The sequence below is a fragment of the Streptococcus australis genome (assembly GCF_019930045.1).
GTDB lineage: Bacteria > Bacillota > Bacilli > Lactobacillales > Streptococcaceae > Streptococcus > Streptococcus australis_D.
Genome location: NZ_JAHZQQ010000005.1, coordinates 45,424 through 63,959, shown reverse-complemented (window position 1 = coordinate 63,959; position 18,536 = coordinate 45,424). Strand labels below are relative to the sequence as shown.

14 protein-coding genes are annotated in these 18,536 nt (G+C 42.6%); 6 read left to right on the top strand and 8 right to left on the bottom strand.

The genetic code is table 11. The annotated features are described in order from the left end of the window. Positions 1-186 precede the first annotated feature (186 nt). Together aspS and K1J10_RS02165 are read left to right on the top strand one after the other, a co-directional pair. The gene (gene aspS, locus K1J10_RS02170; RefSeq protein WP_223355718.1) at positions 187-1,941 is read left to right on the top strand and encodes an aspartate--tRNA ligase; all 1,755 of its coding nucleotides are present in this window, start codon (positions 187-189) and stop codon (positions 1,939-1,941) included. A 70-nt stretch (positions 1,942-2,011) separates the two neighbouring features. Beyond that, a complete protein-coding gene (locus K1J10_RS02165) occupies positions 2,012-2,953 on the top strand; it encodes a YitT family protein (protein WP_223355717.1) in 942 nt (313 codons plus the stop codon). A gap of 33 nt (positions 2,954-2,986) precedes the next feature. Here the strand turns inward: K1J10_RS02165 and pulA are convergent, their stop codons facing one another. From pulA to K1J10_RS02135, 6 genes are all read right to left on the bottom strand, one after another. Continuing rightward, positions 2,987-5,038, bottom strand: a complete 2,052-nt coding sequence (pulA, locus tag K1J10_RS02160) for a type I pullulanase (RefSeq protein WP_223355716.1) — start codon at positions 5,036-5,038, stop codon at positions 2,987-2,989. An 8-nt stretch (positions 5,039-5,046) separates the two neighbouring features. After that, positions 5,047-6,030: a LacI family DNA-binding transcriptional regulator gene (locus K1J10_RS02155; RefSeq protein ID WP_223355715.1), complete on the bottom strand. Its 984-nt coding sequence runs from the start codon at positions 6,028-6,030 to the stop codon at positions 5,047-5,049. A gap of 11 nt (positions 6,031-6,041) precedes the next feature. Then, positions 6,042-6,854 (bottom strand): DUF1189 domain-containing protein, encoded by an 813-nt coding sequence (locus K1J10_RS02150; protein ID WP_223355714.1) that lies wholly within the window; start codon positions 6,852-6,854, stop codon positions 6,042-6,044. 228 nt (positions 6,855-7,082) lie between these two features. Further along, complete coding sequence (locus K1J10_RS02145) at positions 7,083-7,925, bottom strand: sugar ABC transporter permease (RefSeq protein ID WP_006596980.1); 843 nt, start codon at positions 7,923-7,925, stop codon at positions 7,083-7,085. Position 7,926: 1 nt separating this feature from the next. After that, a complete protein-coding gene (locus K1J10_RS02140) occupies positions 7,927-9,222 on the bottom strand; it encodes a sugar ABC transporter permease (RefSeq protein ID WP_223355713.1) in 1,296 nt (431 codons plus the stop codon). An 81-nt stretch (positions 9,223-9,303) separates the two neighbouring features. Beyond that, positions 9,304-10,560, bottom strand: coding sequence for an extracellular solute-binding protein (locus tag K1J10_RS02135; protein ID WP_129269756.1), 1,257 nt, complete (start codon positions 10,558-10,560; stop codon positions 9,304-9,306). A gap of 479 nt (positions 10,561-11,039) precedes the next feature. On the opposite strand from K1J10_RS02135, the gene malQ reads away from it, so the two are divergent. The 4 genes from malQ (at position 11,040) to nrdI (ending at position 16,112) form a co-directional block, all read left to right on the top strand. Further along, a complete protein-coding gene (malQ, locus tag K1J10_RS02130; RefSeq protein ID WP_223355712.1) occupies positions 11,040-12,572 on the top strand; it encodes a 4-alpha-glucanotransferase in 1,533 nt (510 codons plus the stop codon). 72 nt (positions 12,573-12,644) lie between these two features. After that, a complete protein-coding gene (gene glgP / locus K1J10_RS02125) occupies positions 12,645-14,903 on the top strand; it encodes a glycogen/starch/alpha-glucan family phosphorylase (protein WP_223355711.1) in 2,259 nt (752 codons plus the stop codon). Positions 14,904-15,076: 173 nt separating this feature from the next. After that, on the top strand, positions 15,077-15,589 hold the full coding sequence (locus tag K1J10_RS02120) for an ABC transporter permease (protein ID WP_223355710.1): 513 nt from the start codon (positions 15,077-15,079) through the stop codon (positions 15,587-15,589). Between the two features lie 55 nt (positions 15,590-15,644). Beyond that, positions 15,645-16,112, top strand: a complete 468-nt coding sequence (nrdI, locus tag K1J10_RS02115; protein WP_223355709.1) for a class Ib ribonucleoside-diphosphate reductase assembly flavoprotein NrdI — start codon at positions 15,645-15,647, stop codon at positions 16,110-16,112. Positions 16,113-16,353: 241 nt separating this feature from the next. Here nrdI and K1J10_RS02110 read toward each other — a convergent pair whose 3' ends face one another. Continuing rightward, positions 16,354-16,599, bottom strand: coding sequence for a MarR family transcriptional regulator (locus K1J10_RS02110; RefSeq protein ID WP_223355708.1), 246 nt, complete (start codon positions 16,597-16,599; stop codon positions 16,354-16,356). A 171-nt stretch (positions 16,600-16,770) separates the two neighbouring features. Continuing rightward, entirely contained in the window at positions 16,771-18,459 is a 1,689-nt protein-coding gene (gene argS, locus K1J10_RS02105; RefSeq protein ID WP_223355707.1) for an arginine--tRNA ligase, read from the bottom strand. Positions 18,460-18,536 lie beyond the last annotated feature (77 nt).

The following is an 18,536-nucleotide window of genomic DNA, read 5'->3' as shown; positions in this document are numbered from 1 at the left end:
GAGCTAGCTCAAACAGCTGGAAGAACACTCGCTTAATCAGAGGAATGACTTTGTTGCACTTGACTTGACAATTGGGGGCGGAATAAAAGAACTGTTTTTTCTGGAAAAATCTCTGGAAAAGCACTTATCTGACAGGCTTTATGGTAAAATAGAAGGAAGAATATTAGTTTGGAGAGTAAAAATACAATGAAACGTTCCATGTATGCTGGACGTGTTCGAGAGGAACACATTGGACAAGAACTAACCCTCAAGGGATGGGTGAGTCGACGCCGCGATTTGGGTGGATTAATCTTTATTGATTTGCGGGACCGTGAAGGGATTATGCAATTGGTCATCAATCCAGAAACTGTCAGTTCGGAAGTCATGGCAACGGCCGAAAGTCTTCGTAGCGAGTATGTGATCGAAGTGACAGGTCAAGTTGCTGCCAGACAGCAAGCCAATGATAAAATTGCAACAGGTCAGGTTGAAATGCATGTTTCTTCTTTGACTGTCCTTAATACGGCAAAAACCACGCCATTTGAGATCAAGGACGGCATTGAAGCTAACGACGATACCCGTCTCCGCTATCGATATTTGGACTTGCGTCGTCCAGAAATGTTGGAAAACTTGAAATTACGTGCCAAGGTAACGCATTCTATCCGCAACTACTTGGATGAGTTGGAATTTATCGATGTGGAAACACCTTTCCTTTCTAAGTCAACTCCAGAAGGGGCGCGTGACTACCTCGTTCCATCTCGTGTTAACAAGGGTCACTTTTATGCCTTGCCTCAAAGCCCTCAAATCACCAAACAGTTATTGATGAATGCCGGCTTTGACCGCTATTATCAAATCGTCAAATGTTTCCGTGATGAAGATTTACGTGGAGACCGTCAACCTGAGTTTACACAGGTCGACTTAGAAACCTCCTTCCTGACAGAGCAAGAAATTCAAGATATTACAGAAGGTTTAATCGCGCGTGTCATGAAAGAAACCAAGGGGATTGAAGTGACACTTCCTTTCCCACGGATGAAGTACGATGATGCGATGGCTCTTTACGGTTCTGACAAGCCAGATACTCGTTTTGAGATGCTCTTGACAGACTTGACAGAAGTTGTAAAGGGCGTAGACTTTAAGGTCTTTTCAGAAGCTCCAGCAGTGAAAGCCATTGTCGTCAAAGGCGCTGCAGATAACTACTCACGTAAAGACATCGATAAGCTGACAGAAGTAGCCAAACAATATGGCGCTAAAGGTCTAGCATGGGTCAAGGTGGCGGATGGTGCTTTGAACGGTCCAGTTGCTAAGTTTTTGACAGATGTGACAACAGAGTTGACAAGTGCTTTACAGTTGGAAGAAAAAGATTTGGTCCTCTTTGTAGCAGATACATTAGAAGTAGCCAACGCAACACTAGGTGCCCTTCGTTGTAGAATTGCCAAGGAATTGGACCTCATTGACAACAGTCAATTCAACTTCCTATGGGTGGTAGATTGGCCAATGTTTGAGTGGTCTGAAGAAGAAGACCGTTACATGAGTGCCCACCATCCCTTTACACTTCCGCAAGCAGAGACAGCTCATGAATTAGAGGGCGATCTTGCCAAGGTACGTGCCATTGCCTATGACATTGTGCTCAATGGTTACGAACTTGGGGGAGGAAGTCTCCGGATTAACCAAAAAGAATTGCAAGAACGGATGTTTACAGCTCTCGGTTTCTCAAAAGAAGATGCAACAGAGCAATTTGGTTTCTTGCTAGAAGCTATGGATTATGGTTTCCCTCCACATGGTGGATTGGCTCTTGGTTTGGACCGTTTTGTTATGTTGTTAGCTGGTGAGGAGAATATCCGTGAAGTGATTGCCTTCCCTAAGAACAATAAGGCAACAGATCCGATGACCCAAGCCCCTTCTACAGTAGCCACTAAACAACTAGAAGAGTTGAGTCTACAAGTGGAAGTCAAAACTGAGGAGTAAGAATAAAAGCGGAAAATCAGCAGAAGTAGCTTCTGAGATTTTCCCTTTATTTATAAATTGAGAGATAGTCATGAAAAAAACTCGCTTAGGTAAAATCTTACGTTTTTATGTGAGAAGAATTGCTTATAATTTTAAATTATTACGGGTCTTGAAAAGTATTTCCCGCGAAAAGTATGATGAAAAGATTTCAGCCTCATTGGTCTATGGATTTTTATCTGCGATTGCTGTGAACTTCTTTTTCCAGCCGGGACGTGTCTATTCAAGTGGCGCGACAGGGTTAGCACAGATTGTTTCCGCTCTTAGTGATCGATTTTTGGGCTTTACGATTCCTGTTTCCTTGTCATTTTATGCCATCAATCTGCCCTTAATGATTATTGCCTGGTATCAAATTGGCCATAAATTTACCATTTTCACCTTTATCACGGTGTCCATGAGTTCCTTCTTTATCCAATTTGTCCCCGAAGTTACTCTCACCAATGACCCTATCATGAACGCCTTGTTTGGGGGTGTTGTTATGGGGACAGGGATTGGTTTTGCTCTTCGGAATAATATCTCAAGTGGGGGAACCGATATTGTCAGTTTGACCATTCGAAAACGAACGGGTAAGAATGTCGGGAAAATATCTCTCATCGTCAATGGGACCATCATGTTGATTGCCGGGATGACCTTTGGTTGGAAGTACGCTCTCTATTCGATGATTACGATTTTTGTTTCTAGTCGAGTGACAGATGCTGTCTTTACCAAGCAGAAGCGGATGCAAGCTATGATTGTCACTAGCCAACCGGATAAGATTATTGAGAAAATCCATAAGCGCTTGCATCGTGGGGCAACCATTATCCACAATGCCGAAGGAACCTATAACCATCAGGAAAAAGCGGTCTTGCTCACTGTTATTACCCGAGCAGAGTTTAATGAGTTTAAACTTTTAATGGAAAAAGCGGATCCTCAAGCTTTTATAACAATTTCAGACAATGTTCATATTATTGGACGCTTTGTCGAAGTAGAAGATTAAAAAATTCCTGCAAGAACTTCTTGCAGGAATTTTTTATGCTTTTTCTACCAAGATCCAGCCATGGCCTGGAACGGTAAATTCTTCTTGAGAAATATTTTGATCTCCTCCATAAATATGAGGGTAGGAAATTGCTAATTTAGCAGGCTGTTTGAGTCGATAGGACCATTCTTGATCCCCCAGGTTGACCAAGATAAGCAACTTACGTCCGTCTTTCTCGATGCTGTATGAGAAGGTCTTCTCCGAAGTCCAAGTAACTTGACAATAATCTCGAATGTCTTGGGCATTTACAAGGCGGAGGAGCTCTTCCTTTTTACGATAGGCAATCAATTCGCGCAGGAACTGAACATCTGTTTCATAAGCTATAGAAGAAAGCCAGTCTAGTTGATTTAGAGCATCCGGAAGATTGTAAGTATTCTCTTCTAAGCCCTTGCTGCGATAGAACTCTTGACCAGCATGTAGGAAGGGAACTCCTTGAGCTAAGAGTACGAGGTGCAGGCCGAGTCGAGCTTTAGCCTGACGCTGCTCCTCTGAAATGTTTGGATCTTCAACCTTGAGGTAGTCAAAGAAGGTTGCGTTGTCGTGGCATTCCACATAGTTGATCGCCTGTTGAGGACGTACAAAGTGGGGGGCTCCTTTGAGACCGATGTTACCAGTCAAAATATTGGCCAGATCATTGGCCAAATAGTGGCTGTCTATACGTCCTTCTTTGAGGATGCTTCGTTTAATGGTATCACGGAAATTGTCACTGAAGAAGCCATACGGACGAAGTCGACTAGCATTGTATTGATGGGCCAAGAGTTCAGGATCTAGTCCGGTATCCATCTTCCACCCTTCTCCATAGAGGTAAATGTTGGGGTAAATGGCTACTAATTCTTCTTGAATTTCCATCATGGTTTGGCGGTCAAGAATGCCCATCAGGTCAAAGCGGAAACCATCAAAGCCGTAGAGTTGAACCCATTGCTTGACTGACTGCTTGATGTAGTTGCGAACCATGGCTCTCTCGCTGGCTACATCGTTGCCACAGAAGGTTCCGTTGGTTCGTTGACGGTCTTGGTCATAGCGATAGAAATAGCCTGGGACAATCCGCTCAAAAGCAAATTCATCAGAGAGGTAAACATGGTTATAGACAACGTCCATGATGAGGCTGAGATCTGCCTTATGGTAGGCATCAATCACCTGTTGCAACTCCAGGATCCGTTGGTAAGGATCATTTGCCTTGGTACTAAAACTTCCTTCAGGAACATTGTATTGCACAGGGTCATAGCCCCAATTGTAGCCAGAAGTAGGGTTGGTTTCATCCACGCTTCCGAAATCATAGAGGGGCAGGAGCTGAATATGAGTGATGCCCAGGGATTTCAAATAGTCAAAGCCAAAGGTCTGTTCTCCATGCTTAGGAGATTCTAAGAGGGCTGGGAAGGTTCCAGGATGATGGAAACCAGCTTCTTTTTGCATGGAGAAATCCCGGACGCTCAATTCATAAATAATAGCCTGAGTCGGATCTAGCTGGGTTGCGACTCTCTGGATAGGGCGTTCAATCTTGTGTCGGTCGATGACATAGCTAGCTCCTGAATTGGCTTCAGAAGAAAGAGCATAAGGATCATGAACGATATGGGTTACACCGCTGACTTGATGTTGGTAGTAGTAAGAGGCTTTTTCCCAATCTCCCTCGAGTTCTAGACGCCAAACTCCTTTTTCTGTCCGCTCCATCGGGTAGGCAGTTTGGTTAATCAAGAGTTCAACCTCTTGAGAAATGGGAGCCCAGAAGGCAAAGGTCGTTTTTTCTTTTGAGTAATGAGCTCCTAAATCCTCTCCATCATAAGCATATAGCTGATCAAAGATGGGGTGGCGGACAATGTCGCGGTAGTGGAGGAGGCAGGTTTCTCCTTTAGCGTTGGAGAGGGTATAGCTTTGACTCATGTCGATGGGAAGGGGGCTTCGAAGAGTTTTTTCTTCCTCTGTCGGCAAGAGTTCAATCGTTTTCGAACCAGACGTCAATGTAAAAGGAAGAAAGGCCGTTACGCTCTCTCCTCCTTCCATGCGAATCAAGTCTTGGTCATCTAAATAAGCAGCAAAGTGTGTGGTCATAGGTTCTCCTAAAGTTCAATAATCGAGTGTTCAATGAGCTGTCTGTAGCAAACAGTTTTGTTTTCCTTGTTGTCTTTAATAATTTGGAGTAAGGTTCTGACAGATTCGCGTCCCAATTCAACCGTATTGATATCAATATAGGCGTCAATAGGGATCCGCGGTTGAATGGAGTCGAAGGAAATAATCGGAAGATCGACCTGTTTGTCACTCAAGTATCTCCGAACCCCTTCAGCAACTAGAATATCCGTTGTCATGAGTGCTTCAAGTTCTTCAAAAGGCAGGGTATCCATGATTTGATAGGAATTCTCCTCTAGCAAGAAACCGAAGGAGAATTTAACCAATTCCTCACGAAGTGGGATTTGGTGACTGGCAAGAGCTTCTTGGTAGCCCTTGTAACGGTCTTGGGATACGGCTAATTCCTTATTTCCTCCAACAAAGGCGATGTTTTGATAGCCTTTGTTGATAAAATATTCTGTCGCATCAAAAGCTGCTTTAATATTGTCATTATCAACTAAGGATACGAACGGTGAGGTTGCCTTTCCTAAGATTAGGAAAGGGAATTTATCTTGAATACAGAAGTCAACCAGTGGATCCCCCAACTTAGAATAAAGGAAGATCAGTCCATCTACCCGTTTTCCATAAATCATCTGCTTAAGCTGTTCTAAACGGTGGGTTTCATCCGTTCCTGTGCAGATTTGGATAGCATAGTCATAGTCAGAAGCAACTTGGCTAATTCCCCGGAGAACCGTTGGGAAGAATGGGTTTTGGAAGAACACATCACTCTCATCAGGCAAGACAAGGGCAATCACCTGACTGGACTGGCTCACTAAGCTACGAGCATTGAGGTTTGGATGGTAATCTAGTTCTTTCATGGCAGAACGAACCCGTTCTTTAGTGGCTTCACTGATGGTAGATTTATTTTGAATCACTCGTGTAACGGTAGATGGTGCAACGCCAGCAAGTTTGGCTACATCTTTGATGGTGACACGCATAAAAGACCTCCTTAAGGTTTGTAATCTGGATCCCGGAAATGAGTCTTATAGAAAGCAAGTGCGAGGAACAAGACAAATAGGATATTTTGGATCAAGATGGTTGTCGTAAAGACTTGGTGGAACAATAAGCTGATCAGGACGCTCGCAAGAATAGGCAATCCAAGACAGTTGAGAGTGAAGTTGAAGCATTCTTTGAAGGTCTTGAGAGAGAAGAGACGGGACTTCCGTGTCAAGAAGAGGAAGAAGGAAGCTCCAAATACTAAAATTGCAAAATTCACAGCAGATAAGAAACCTGAGAAGAGGACGAGGAAGAGACTAACTGCCAATCGATTGGCTTGGAACCAATCTTTGGAAATGGCTTGGCTTAAAGCATCTTTGTTTTCAAGACTCTTTTGATTGATTGCCTGATAAGGAATGCTTGCAAGTTCTTTATTTTCTCTGCTGATCACTAGTTGGGTCTTATCGAAATAGAGGGTTAATTTTTCACCTAATGGAGTCCCTTCGTGATGACCAATGATAACATGGCCAGCTTTGTTCTTATGAACTCCAAAATGACTGTTATAGACTAGTTCATGCTGTTCAATACGGACATTTTCTTTCAAGTCCTTCATAACATCCTCTGTTAAGGGATCAAAGACATCGCTAACAAAGGTGGTTAAGGGGTAGGTCTGTAATTCCGCATTTTGAACGGCAACAGGAATCAGGGTCAAGGATAGAAGAAAGAGTGAGGTGAAGATCATTTGGAACCAATTAAGTTGTTTGCGGTTGGCAAATGCTTTTCTTACCTGAAAAAGGCTGGAAAAATAGTTAAATGGATAGGGCATGAAGAGACCTTTCTAATCTCCGGGATGGATTTCCCTTGTATGGAGAGCATAACAAGATTTTATCCTTAACCAAAGATGGGAGAGAAACTGGTAGCAAATCAATCAACTTGCTATCCTTGTCCCACTCCCATCCTTTCCTTAAAGATAAAATTAATGTGACTGGGAGAAAAGCACGAGAGAGGATCTCGTCCTTTTCATCATTGCTGGAAGGTTTTAGAAAAGTTTATTTTATCCTTTATCTCCACCAGCTGTCAAGCCTGAAACAAAGTTCTTTTGAAGGAAGAAGAACAGTACACAGATTGGGACTGCAATCAGAATCGCACCTGCCGCAAAGAAGGCAATCTTTTGATTTTTTTGGTCGCTGATAAAGGTTTGAAGACCAACAGCTACCGTGTAATTGATTTCATCGCGAAGCAAGAATTTAGACAAGATGTAGTCTCCAAAAGGTCCCATGAAGGCCCAAAGAGCTTGGACCGCAATCATTGGGCGAACCAATGGAAGGACGATTTGCCAGAAGCGACGGAAGTGTCCAGCACCATCCAATTTTGCAGATTCATCAAGTGAAATTGGGACTGTATCGAAGTAACCCTTCATCAACCAAGCGTTCATCGGGATTCCCCCACCGACATAGAGGAAGATGAGGAACCAGCTGTGGTTCAAGGCATTCAACATCAAGGCCATAACGAAGAAGGCAGTCAAAGCAGCCATGGTAGGCACCATTTGGATAATCAAGAAGAAGACCAAACTTTGCTTACGAGCCAAGAAGTTGTAGCGGCTGTATGCATATCCTGCCAAGGTAATGATAGATGTTTGAGCGACCATGGTAATAATGGCGATGATCAAGGTATTGAGATACCAAGTACCATATAAGGTGTCCGTAAAGAGTTTTTGGAAGTTATCAAAGCTGAGACTGCCACTGAAATCAAGTGTAAAGGCACTGACGTTACCCGTTTTGAAGGCTGAAAGAACCGTGATCAACAATGGATAGATGATGATGATGGAAAGGACAACCAAGTAGAGGTAAGTCAAGAAATGATTAAGGCGGCGTTTAAATTGAACTGAATTTTTCATTTTACACATCCTCCATATCAAATGCGTGCAGTTTCTTGAAGGCAATCATCGAGATCGAGATGACAATCAGAGAGATAATCAACGTAACCGCAGCAGCCATTGAGTATTGAGGTGATGAGTTCGTTGTCAATTTATAGATCCAAGAAATCAAGATATCTGTCGAACCAGCATTACCACCAACAGATCCAGGTCCACCATCGTTAAAGAGGTAGATAATGGAGAAGTTGTTAAAGTTGAAGGTGTATTGGCTGATGAGCGTTGGTGCCGCAACCGCCAAAATCATTGGGAAGGTAATGTTGCGGAATTTTTGCCAAGCGTTGGCCCCATCAATATAGGCTGCTTCGTAAAGGTCGTTTGGAATAGATTGCAAGATTCCGAGTGTCAAGACGTAAATGTAAGGGAAGCCGAGCCAACCTTGCATCATAATCAAAGCAATCTTCGTCCAGGTAGGATCAGTTTTCCAAGGAATGAGAACCCCATCCAAGAATGGGAAAATCTTCGCAAAGAGCGGAAGGACTTGCGCATTGATGGCCCCGATACTATCGTTGAACATGTTTGAGAAGGTCAAAATCGTAATGAAGGCAGGAACCGCCCAAGGAAGAAGGAAGATAACACCGAAGATGCGTTTTCCTTTAATGAATGGTTGGTTGGCAATAATAGCCGTTAGGATACCAAGAACGATTTGAAGAGTAGAAGCTGCCAAGGCCCAGATCAAGGTCCAGCCCAATACAGATGTAAAGGCAGAACGGAAGGTACTCAAAGTCCACATGTTGGTGAAGTTTTGAAGTCCGATCCAATCAAGGAGCGTAAAGCGAGCTGTATGCTTAAAGTCGTAGTTGGTAAAGGCAATCATCAAGGTAACCAAAACAGGGAAGATGATTGCAAAGGTCATGGCAATATAAGAAGGGATGATCAAGAGATAAGGGAAGCCATTTTCATAGATAGCATTCACCATCTCTTTTAGGGTCTTCGGCACTCGAATACCGTTATTAATCCGCTTAGCTACAGTACCCGCATCTTTGATATTCAAGGCGTAGAACATCAAATAAACGACGGTGATAATTAAGTGGAAGGCCCCACGAATCAAGATAAAAAGAGAATTATCTTTTCCACGGACAGTACCGAGGGTAACGAGTTTAGACAATTCCTCCAAACCAAGCCCGAAAAAGTAAGCGAGAAAGACAAGTGTTACACCGAGAAAGATGTATCCTTTTGCTTTCTGTTTGTTATAGATTTGTCCCAAGCCAGGAATGAGGGATAACCACATTGCCTTTTTTGGATTTTGTTGTGTTTCCATATCGACTCCTTATAAGTGAGCGACCAGAGGCCACATCACAGCGAAAGGCTGGGAAACACTCCCAGCCCCTTGGGAACTGTATTACTTGCCACCGAATTTTTGTTCGATAGTTTCTTTGATTAATTTAACAGCACCGTCAGCAGCATCTTTAGCAGATTTCTTACCACTTACAGCGTCGAAGAGCATAGTTGCAGCTGGATCCCAAACAGTACTCATTTCAGAGATGTTTGGCATTGGTTGTGCATTTTCAAACTGTTTAACAACGGCAGTTGTCAATTCATCGTTTTTACCAACAGCGTACTCACGAGCTTCTGTGTTAGCTGGCACTTCGTTCGTCTTATCGTAGAAAGCTTTTTGTTGATCAGTTGAAGTCAAGAAGTCTACGAATTTTTGAGCTGCTTCAGGGTGGTTAGCACCTGCAGGGATAACCCAAGCTTTACCACCACCGAAGGCAGAGTAAGCTTTTCCGTTTGGAAGAGTAGGGATTGTTGCTACACCGTAGTTTACTTTTGCTTCTTTCAATGAAGATGCTTTCCATGGACCATCAATGATGGCAGCTGTCTTACCTTCTTGGAATTGAGTTTGGATGAAGTTTGCAGCACCTTTAGTGTCTTGCAATCCTTTAGGCCATTTAGCATACCAAGTTTTCGCGTATTCGATACCATCGATCGCACCTTGGTTGTTCAAACCAATGTCTTTTGGATCTGTACCATCTTTACCGAAGACATAGCCACCGTTACCTGAAAGGAGTCCATATGCATAGTAGAAGTTTGTCCAGTCAGCAAGGAAGGCAGTGTTTTTACCATCTTCACCAGCGAAGTCATACTTGCTGTCTTTTGCCAATTCTTCAAGTTCGCCAAATGTTTTTGGAGCTTCTTGCATGAGGTCTTTGTTGTAGTAAAGAACCAATGTTTCGATAACTGCTGGTGCACCGTATACTTTACCACCGTTTGTTACAAGTGATTCAGTTGTTTTGTCAGTCTTGCTGTCTTTGTTCAATGTCACTTCAGCCAATTGACCGTCGTTACCAAGGCCACCTACACGGTCGTATGGTGCCATCATAACGTCTGGAGCTTTACCAGATTGGTTGTCAAGAGACAATTTGTCCAATCCACCAAGAGCGTCACCTGTCTTGATCGTTACTTTTGTTCCACTTTCTTTTTCAAAAGCTTTCGCAGCTTCTTCCATGTAAGCTTTGTAGCCATTGTCAACGTATACTGTCAACTCGTTTTCAGAAGCAGCAGAGTCGTCTTTTTTGCCTCCACAAGCTACCAAAAGAAGTGATGCGAATCCAACTGTACCAAGTACAGCAGCGCTTCGAAGAATTGTGCGTTTCATGATTTATTCCTCCTAAAGAATTAAAATAAGATTATTAGTTGAAAACGTTTTAGACAAACGTTTTCCTTAACACGAATAGTATATCACAGAGAGAAAACGTTTGCAAGCTCTTTGTGCAAAAATTTTTTAAAAATTTTTATCTTCTATTAAATACACACAAATAGTTGACAAGAAACTGAGAAAGGGATAAACTAGGCGTGGGGTGAAACCTGCAGAAAAAATCATAAAAGTTTAGGAAACCTCTTGCATAAACCACAAGAATACTTTATAATGGACACGTAACGCAAACGTTTTCCTTGAACGTTGCATAACGATGATCTAAGGTCATTTATAAATAGGCTAAATTTATTTCTATGTCTGACAATTGGTCGCTTCTTATGCCTTCTAAGAGTCGGAATGAGAACTGGAACAGAACAGAGTAGAAAGTTGGTCTATTTTTCTTTGAAACAAAAAATATTAAACTAAAGGTGGTACCCTCAATGAAAAAACGCCAAAGTGGTGTCTTGATGCACATTTCATCCTTGCCTGGGAAGTATGGAATCGGTTCGTTTGGTCAAGTAGCTTACGATTTTGTGGATTTCCTGGTTCGGACTAAGCAACGGTATTGGCAAATTTTGCCTCTCGGAACAACCAGTTATGGAGATTCTCCATATCAATCCTTCTCGGCTTTTGCAGGGAATACCCACTTTATTGACTTCGATCTCTTGATCGAGCAAGGGCTCTTGGATGTATCTGATGTTGAAGGTGTTGATTTTGGTCAAGATCCAACAGAAGTAGACTATGCGAAGATCTTCGAACAACGTCGTCCTCTTCTAGAAAAAGCAGTTAAAGCTTTTATTGAAAACGGTGATTGGGATGACTTCGGCCGTTTTGCTGAGCAAAATGCAGCTTGGTTGGAATTGTTCGCAGAATACATGGCTATTAAAGAGCACTTTGAATTAAAAGCATGGACAGAATGGCCAGATGCGGCGATTCGTGCACGTCAACCGGAAGCCCTTGCCTCTTACCGCGCTCAATTGGAAGACAAATTGACTTACCATCGAGTAACACAGTATTTCTTCTTTAAACAATGGTTGAAATTGAAAGCATACGCTAATGACAACCACATTGAAATCGTAGGAGACATGCCAATCTACGTAGCGGAAGATTCAAGTGACATGTGGGCCAACCCTCACCTCTTTAAAACGGATGAAAATGGGAAAGCAACCTGCATTGCAGGATGCCCACCAGATGAATTCTCAGCAACTGGTCAGCTTTGGGGGAATCCAATCTATGACTGGGATGCAATGGACAAAGATGGTTATAAATGGTGGGTTGAACGCTTGCGTGAAAGCTTCAAGATCTATGACATCGTTCGGATCGACCACTTCCGTGGTTTTGAATCTTATTGGGAAATCCCAGCTGGTTCTGATACAGCAGCACCAGGTAAATGGGTCAAAGGTCCTGGCTACAAACTTTTTGCAGCTGTGAAAGAAGAACTCGGTGACTTGAACATCATCGCAGAAGACCTTGGCTTCATGACGGACGAAGTTATCGAGCTTCGTGAGCGCACAGGCTTCCCTGGCATGAAGATTCTTCAATTTGCCTTCAATCCTGACGATGAAAGTATTGACAGCCCTCACTTAGCGCCAAACAACTCTGTTATGTACACAGGAACGCATGATAACAACACGGTTCTTGGATGGTACCGCAATGAAATTGACGATCCAACTCGTGAATATCTTGCTCGTTATACCAACCGGAAAGAATACGAATCTGTTCCACATGCGATGCTTCGTACCGTCTTTGCTTCTGTCAGCTTTATGGCCATCGCTACCATGCAAGACTTGCTCGAGTTGGATGGTTCAGCACGGATGAACTTCCCATCTACTCTTGGTGGGAACTGGGCATGGCGGATGACAGCGGATCAATTGACGCCGGCTGTTGAGCAAGAATTGCTTGATTTCACAACCATCTATCGTCGTGAAAATACTGACTTGGTGAAAGAAGAAGCGAAAAAAGCAGAAAAATAATCGTTTTAGAAAGTTTGCTGATTTCAGCAAACTTCCCCCTATTAAATTGTTGGAACAAAGGAGATACTCAACATGGAATCATTACAAAAATATGTGATTGACCATCATCAAAAAACAATTGCAGAATGTTCAAACGAAGAATTGTACATTGCTTTGCTTAATTACACCAAGCAAGCAAGTGCCCAAAAGAAATTAAACACTGGTAAGAAAAAAGTTTACTATATCTCAGCTGAGTTCTTGATTGGTAAACTCTTGTCTAACAACTTGATCAACTTGGGTCTTTACGATGATGTCAAAAAAGAATTGGCTGACGCTGGCAAAGACTTGATCGAAGTCGAAGAAGTAGAATTGGAACCATCGCTTGGTAACGGTGGTTTGGGACGTTTGGCAGCCTGCTTTATCGACTCAATCGCTACACTTGGTTTGAACGGTGACGGGGTTGGTTTGAACTACCACTTTGGTTTGTTCCAACAAGTCCTTAAAAACAACCAACAAGAAACCATTCCAAATGCATGGTTGACTGATCAAAGCTGGCTCGTTCGTTCAAGCCGTAGCTACCAAGTGCCATTCGCACACTTCACATTGACTTCAACACTTTATGATATCGATGTACCTGGCTACAAGATCGATACTAAGAACCGTTTGCGCTTGTTTGACTTGGAATCAGTTGATTCTTCCATCATCGAAGAAGGTATTAACTTTGATAAGACAGATATCGATCGCAACTTGACTCTTTTCCTTTACCCAGACGATAGTGACAAACAAGGTGAATTGCTCCGTATCTTCCAACAATACTTCATGGTTTCAAACGGTGCACAATTGATCATCGATGAAGCGATCGAAAAAGGAAGCAACTTGCATGACCTTGCTGACTACGCAGTTGTACAAATCAACGATACTCACCCATCAATGGTGATTCCTGAGTTGATCCGTCTTTTGACTGAACGTGGTATCGAACTTGATGAAGCAATCTCTATCGTTCGTAGCATGACTGCTTACACTAACCATACCATCCTTGCAGAAGCCCTTGAAAAATGGCCACTTGAATTCTTACAAGAAGTGGTTCCTCACTTGGTACCAATCATTGAAGAATTGGACCGTCGTGTTCGTGCTGAACACAAAGATCCAGCTGTTCAAATCATTGATGAAAACGACCGCGTCCACATGGCCCACATGGATATTCACTATGGATACAGTGTAAACGGGGTTGCTGCTCTCCATACTGAGATCTTGAAAAACTCTGAATTGAAGGCCTTCTATGACCTTTACCCAGAAAAATTCAACAACAAAACAAACGGTATCACCTTCCGTCGTTGGCTCATGCATGCCAACCCAAGCTTGTCTCACTACTTGGATGAGATCCTTGGACGCGATTGGCACCATGATGCTTCTAAGTTGGAAGATCTTCTCTCATACGAAGATAAAGCTGCTGTCAAAGAAAAATTGGAAAACATCAAAGCCCACAACAAACGTAAATTGGCTCGTCACTTGAAAGATCACCAAGGTGTGGAAATCAATCCAAATTCTATCTTTGATATCCAAATCAAACGTCTTCACGAGTACAAACGTCAACAAATGAACGCTTTGTATGTCATCCACAAATACTTGGACATCAAGGCTGGTAATATCCCTGCTCGTCCAATCACAGTCTTCTTTGGTGGTAAAGCAGCTCCTGCCTACACCATCGCTCAAGATATCATCCACTTGATCCTTTGCTTGTCAGAAGTCATTGCAAACGACCCAGCAGTAGCTCCACACTTGCAAGTAGTGATGGTTGAAAACTACAACGTGACTGCAGCAAGCTTCTTGATCCCAGCATGTGATATCTCAGAACAAATCTCATTGGCTTCTAAAGAAGCTTCAGGTACTGGTAACATGAAATTCATGTTGAACGGAGCTTTGACTCTTGGTACTATGGACGGAGCTAACGTTGAAATCGCTGAGTTGGTTGGCGACGAAAACATCTATATCTTCGGTGAAGATTCAGAAACAGTTATCGACCTTTACGCGAAATCTGCATACAAATCAAGCGAATTCTACGATCGTGAAGCAATCAAACCATTGGTTGACTTCATCGTCAGCGACGCTGTTCTTGCAGTTGGTAACCAAGAACGTTTGGAACGCCTTCACAATGAGTTGATCAACAAAGACTGGTTCATGACCCTTCTTGACTTGGAAGACTACATCAAGGTTAAAGAGCAAATGTTGGCTGACTACGAAGACCGTGATGCATGGTTGGATAAAGTCATCGTCAACATTGCCAAAGCAGGATTCTTCTCATCTGACCGTACCATCGCTCAGTACAACGAAGATATCTGGCACTTGAACTAATTTGTTTTTAACATTCTAGAAGCAATATACTTACAAAGAAGAGCTCCTTTTGGATCATATCCTGATTTAGAGGGAGCTTTTTTAGTACAGGATCGCTGGGGAAATCTAAACTTGCGCTTCCCTTGGGTTCACGTTATAATAAATACTATAGATATTAGAAATGGGGAAATACAATGAAGAAAAATCCGATTTATATGTATGTATTGCTAGCTCTCTCAACGATGGGGACTTTTTTAACTGCTCAGTCCTTCTTTGGACTGGCCAAAGTGGAGCTCACAGATGAAATGGCAGCTTCTTTGAACTTGACCACTGCACTTGAACGGGAAGAATACAAGGCCTTCCTTGAAAAATTAATCGTAGCCTTACGTGGACCGATTGCTTGGTTGTTGCTATCACTTTTGATTGGTGGCTTGATTGCAATCGCTTATTTCTTCCTGTCTAAAAAGGATATCGTCAAGGCAACTTATGCCTATATGGGTCAGATTGGAGCCTTTGTCCTCATGAGCTTGCATAATTTCTTGTCTTATCGTTCTTCCATGTCTGTGATTACGTCAGACAAATTGCGGACTTTGTTACAGGCTTCTAGCTTATATGCACTTGTCTTGAGTGTGGTTGTAGCCCTTGTTTACTTGGGAATCCTCCTCTACAAATTGAAAAATAGACCAGCTAGCGACCTTCAAGCTTAGATCATAGCATTAAAAAACTCCTCAAGTCTTGGACAAAGAAGAGGAGCTGGTCTGATTGGAGAAGAAAATGAAAGTATGTTTTGTCTATATCAGTTTAAGTGGCAATACTGAAAGTTTTGTTCGTCGCCTCAGTGATTATCTATGGGAGCAGTATCCTGACTTGATCATTGAAAAAATCCATGTCAAAGACCTAGTCAAAGAAGGAAAGCCTTTCTTTGAAGTCGATACACCTTTTATCGCCTTTTTGCCGACCTACCTAGAAGGAGGAAATGGTGTTGATAATGGGGATGTGGAGATTTTAACGACCGATGTAGCAGACTTTATTGCCTACGGAGACAATGCCTCTAAATGTTTGGGAGTTGTAGGATCAGGAAATCGCAACTTCAACAATCAATATTGCCTAACGGCCAAGCAGTACAGCCAACGCTTTGGTTTTCCTGTGCTAGCAGACTTTGAGATGCGAGGGATGCTAGGGGATATCAAAAAAGTAGCTGGCATTGTAGAAGATTTGTATCGTCTTTAAAACAAAAGAGGCTGGGACAAAAGTCCTAGCCTCTCAATTGTCTTTGGATTATCGAGCAAGACGCAGTGGTTGAGTGGGCTCTACCACGCTGATTTCATCAGCTTTTACAGCTCTACTCAACTGTGCGGAGGTGGGACGACGAAATCGAATTCTAACGAATTACCGATTTCTGTCCCACTCTCTTATTTGTTACGGTTGAAGAGAGAGGGGGCATACTTTGTATGACTCCTCTTTTTGCTGCTTATTTTAATTGATCTGTGATTTCTTTCGAGAGCAAGAGGCCGAGGCGATAGTCCCTATTGATGGCGTGAATGACATCGTTGATGTTTTCCGTCGTTTGGATTTGTTCCTTGATGCTTGCCTTGAAGGCTTCATCTTTTAAGAGTTGCTCTTGTAAAATCTTTTGCAGTTTTTCTCTCTCGTATTTATTGATTAAAAAGAGGATGAGTAGACTAACCAAAATAAGGATGTAAACAGTTTGATTCATAGGGTTCTCCAGAGGATAAGATAATGGATAAAGGGGAGGGAAACGATAATCCCTAAAAATATAGGTGTATTTAGCATGAAAAAAGGAGTGAGATGGAACTAAATAAGGTTTATTTAGCGATTCCTCTCACCCCTATAAGAGATGGTTTCCTATCAAAAAGTAAGGAAGAAATTACATTTTCTCAGGCGCATCTACACCCAATAGACGAAGTGCTTCTTTCAAAACAACTGCTGTTGAGTAGCTAAGAGCAAGACGGCTATCGCGTTCTGGACTTTCATCCAAGATACGAGTGTGAGCATAGTACTTGTTGAAGGCTTGAGCCAGGTTGATGGCATATTTTGCTATCAAGGATGGATCATAGTTTTCAGCGGCACGTTTCACGACACGAGAGAAGTCTTGGAGAAGTTTGATGATTTCCCAGCTTTCTGGATCGTTCAAGCTGTAAGTTGCATCTGTTGATGGAGTGAAGTTGGCTTTGCGAAGGATGGATTGGATACGAGCGTATGCGTATTGAACGTAAGGTCCAGTTTCCCCCTCAAAGGATACCATGGCTTCGAGGTCAAAGTCATACCCATTGCGACGGTCTGTCTTCAAATCGTAGAATTTAACCGCACCAACACCGACTGCACGTGCCACTTCTTCCTTGTTTTCAAGTTCAGGATTCTTCTCTTCGATCTGAGCTTTGGCGCGAGAGATAGCTTCTTGAAGAGTTGGTTCGAGTAGGATGATATTTCCTTTACGAGTTGACAATTTTTGGCGGTTCTTTGTGACCAAACCAAAGTCAACGTGGATCATATCGTCGCTCCACTCAAATCCCATTTTCTTCAAAACAGCTTTCAACTGACGGAAGTGGTTGGATTGTTCTTGACCTACGGCGTAGATGTTTTTCACAAAGTTGTAGGTCCGTGCACGGTAGATAGCGGTTGCGATATCACGAGTGATATAAAGAGTGGCACCGTCTGATTTCTTAATCATAGCTGGTGGAAGGTTGACATCATCCAACTCAACGATGCTAGCCCCTTTAGACTCTTTCAACAAGCCTTTTTCTTCAAGGATTTGGACAGCTTCATCCATCTTGTCATTGTAGAAAGCTTCTCCGTTTAAGCTATCAAACTCAACACCGAGTAGTTTGTAGATACGGTTGAATTCTACCAAGCTCTCGTCACGGAACCATTGCCACAATTCAGTTGCTTCTGGATCTCCATCTTCCAATTTCTTGAACCAGAGACGTCCTTCCTCATCCAAAGCAGGATCGTTTTCGATTTCGGCATTGATGCGGACATAGAGTTTCAACAATTCATCGATTGGATTAGCTTCAACAGCTTCCTTGCTACCCCATTTTTTATAAGCGACCATCAAGAGACCGAACTGTTTGCCCCAGTCTCCTAAGTGGTTGATTTTAATCGTGTTGTAGCCCATTTTGCGGAAGATGTTTGAAAGAGCATCCCCGATAACAGTTGAACGCAAGTGACCAACTGAGAATGGTTTTGCGATGTTTGGGCTTGAAAGGTCGATGGTAATGTTTTGACCATGTCCTTCGTCTTGTTGGCCGTAGTCTGCACCTGCTTCGATGACGGATTTGATGACTTGGTCAGAGATTTGTGATTTATCTAAGAAGAAGTTTACATAAGGACCAGTAGCAACGACTTTTTCAAAGTGAGAAGCATCGATTTTTTCCGCAATATCAGCAGCGATTGCTTGAGGAGCTTTGCGTTCGATTTTAGCCAAAGAAAAGGCAGGAAAGGCGATATCCCCAAGGTCTGAAGATTTTGGTTGCTCTAGTAAAGTTAAGATAGTTTCTTGGTCTAAGCCTTCAATGACTTTTGCCAATTCACTTGCAATAAGTTCTTTATGATTCATAGTAGCTCCTTTGGTCTTTTGTTACTATTCTATCACAAAATTCGGCCTTTCTTCAAACTTTTTGGTATAATCAAAGT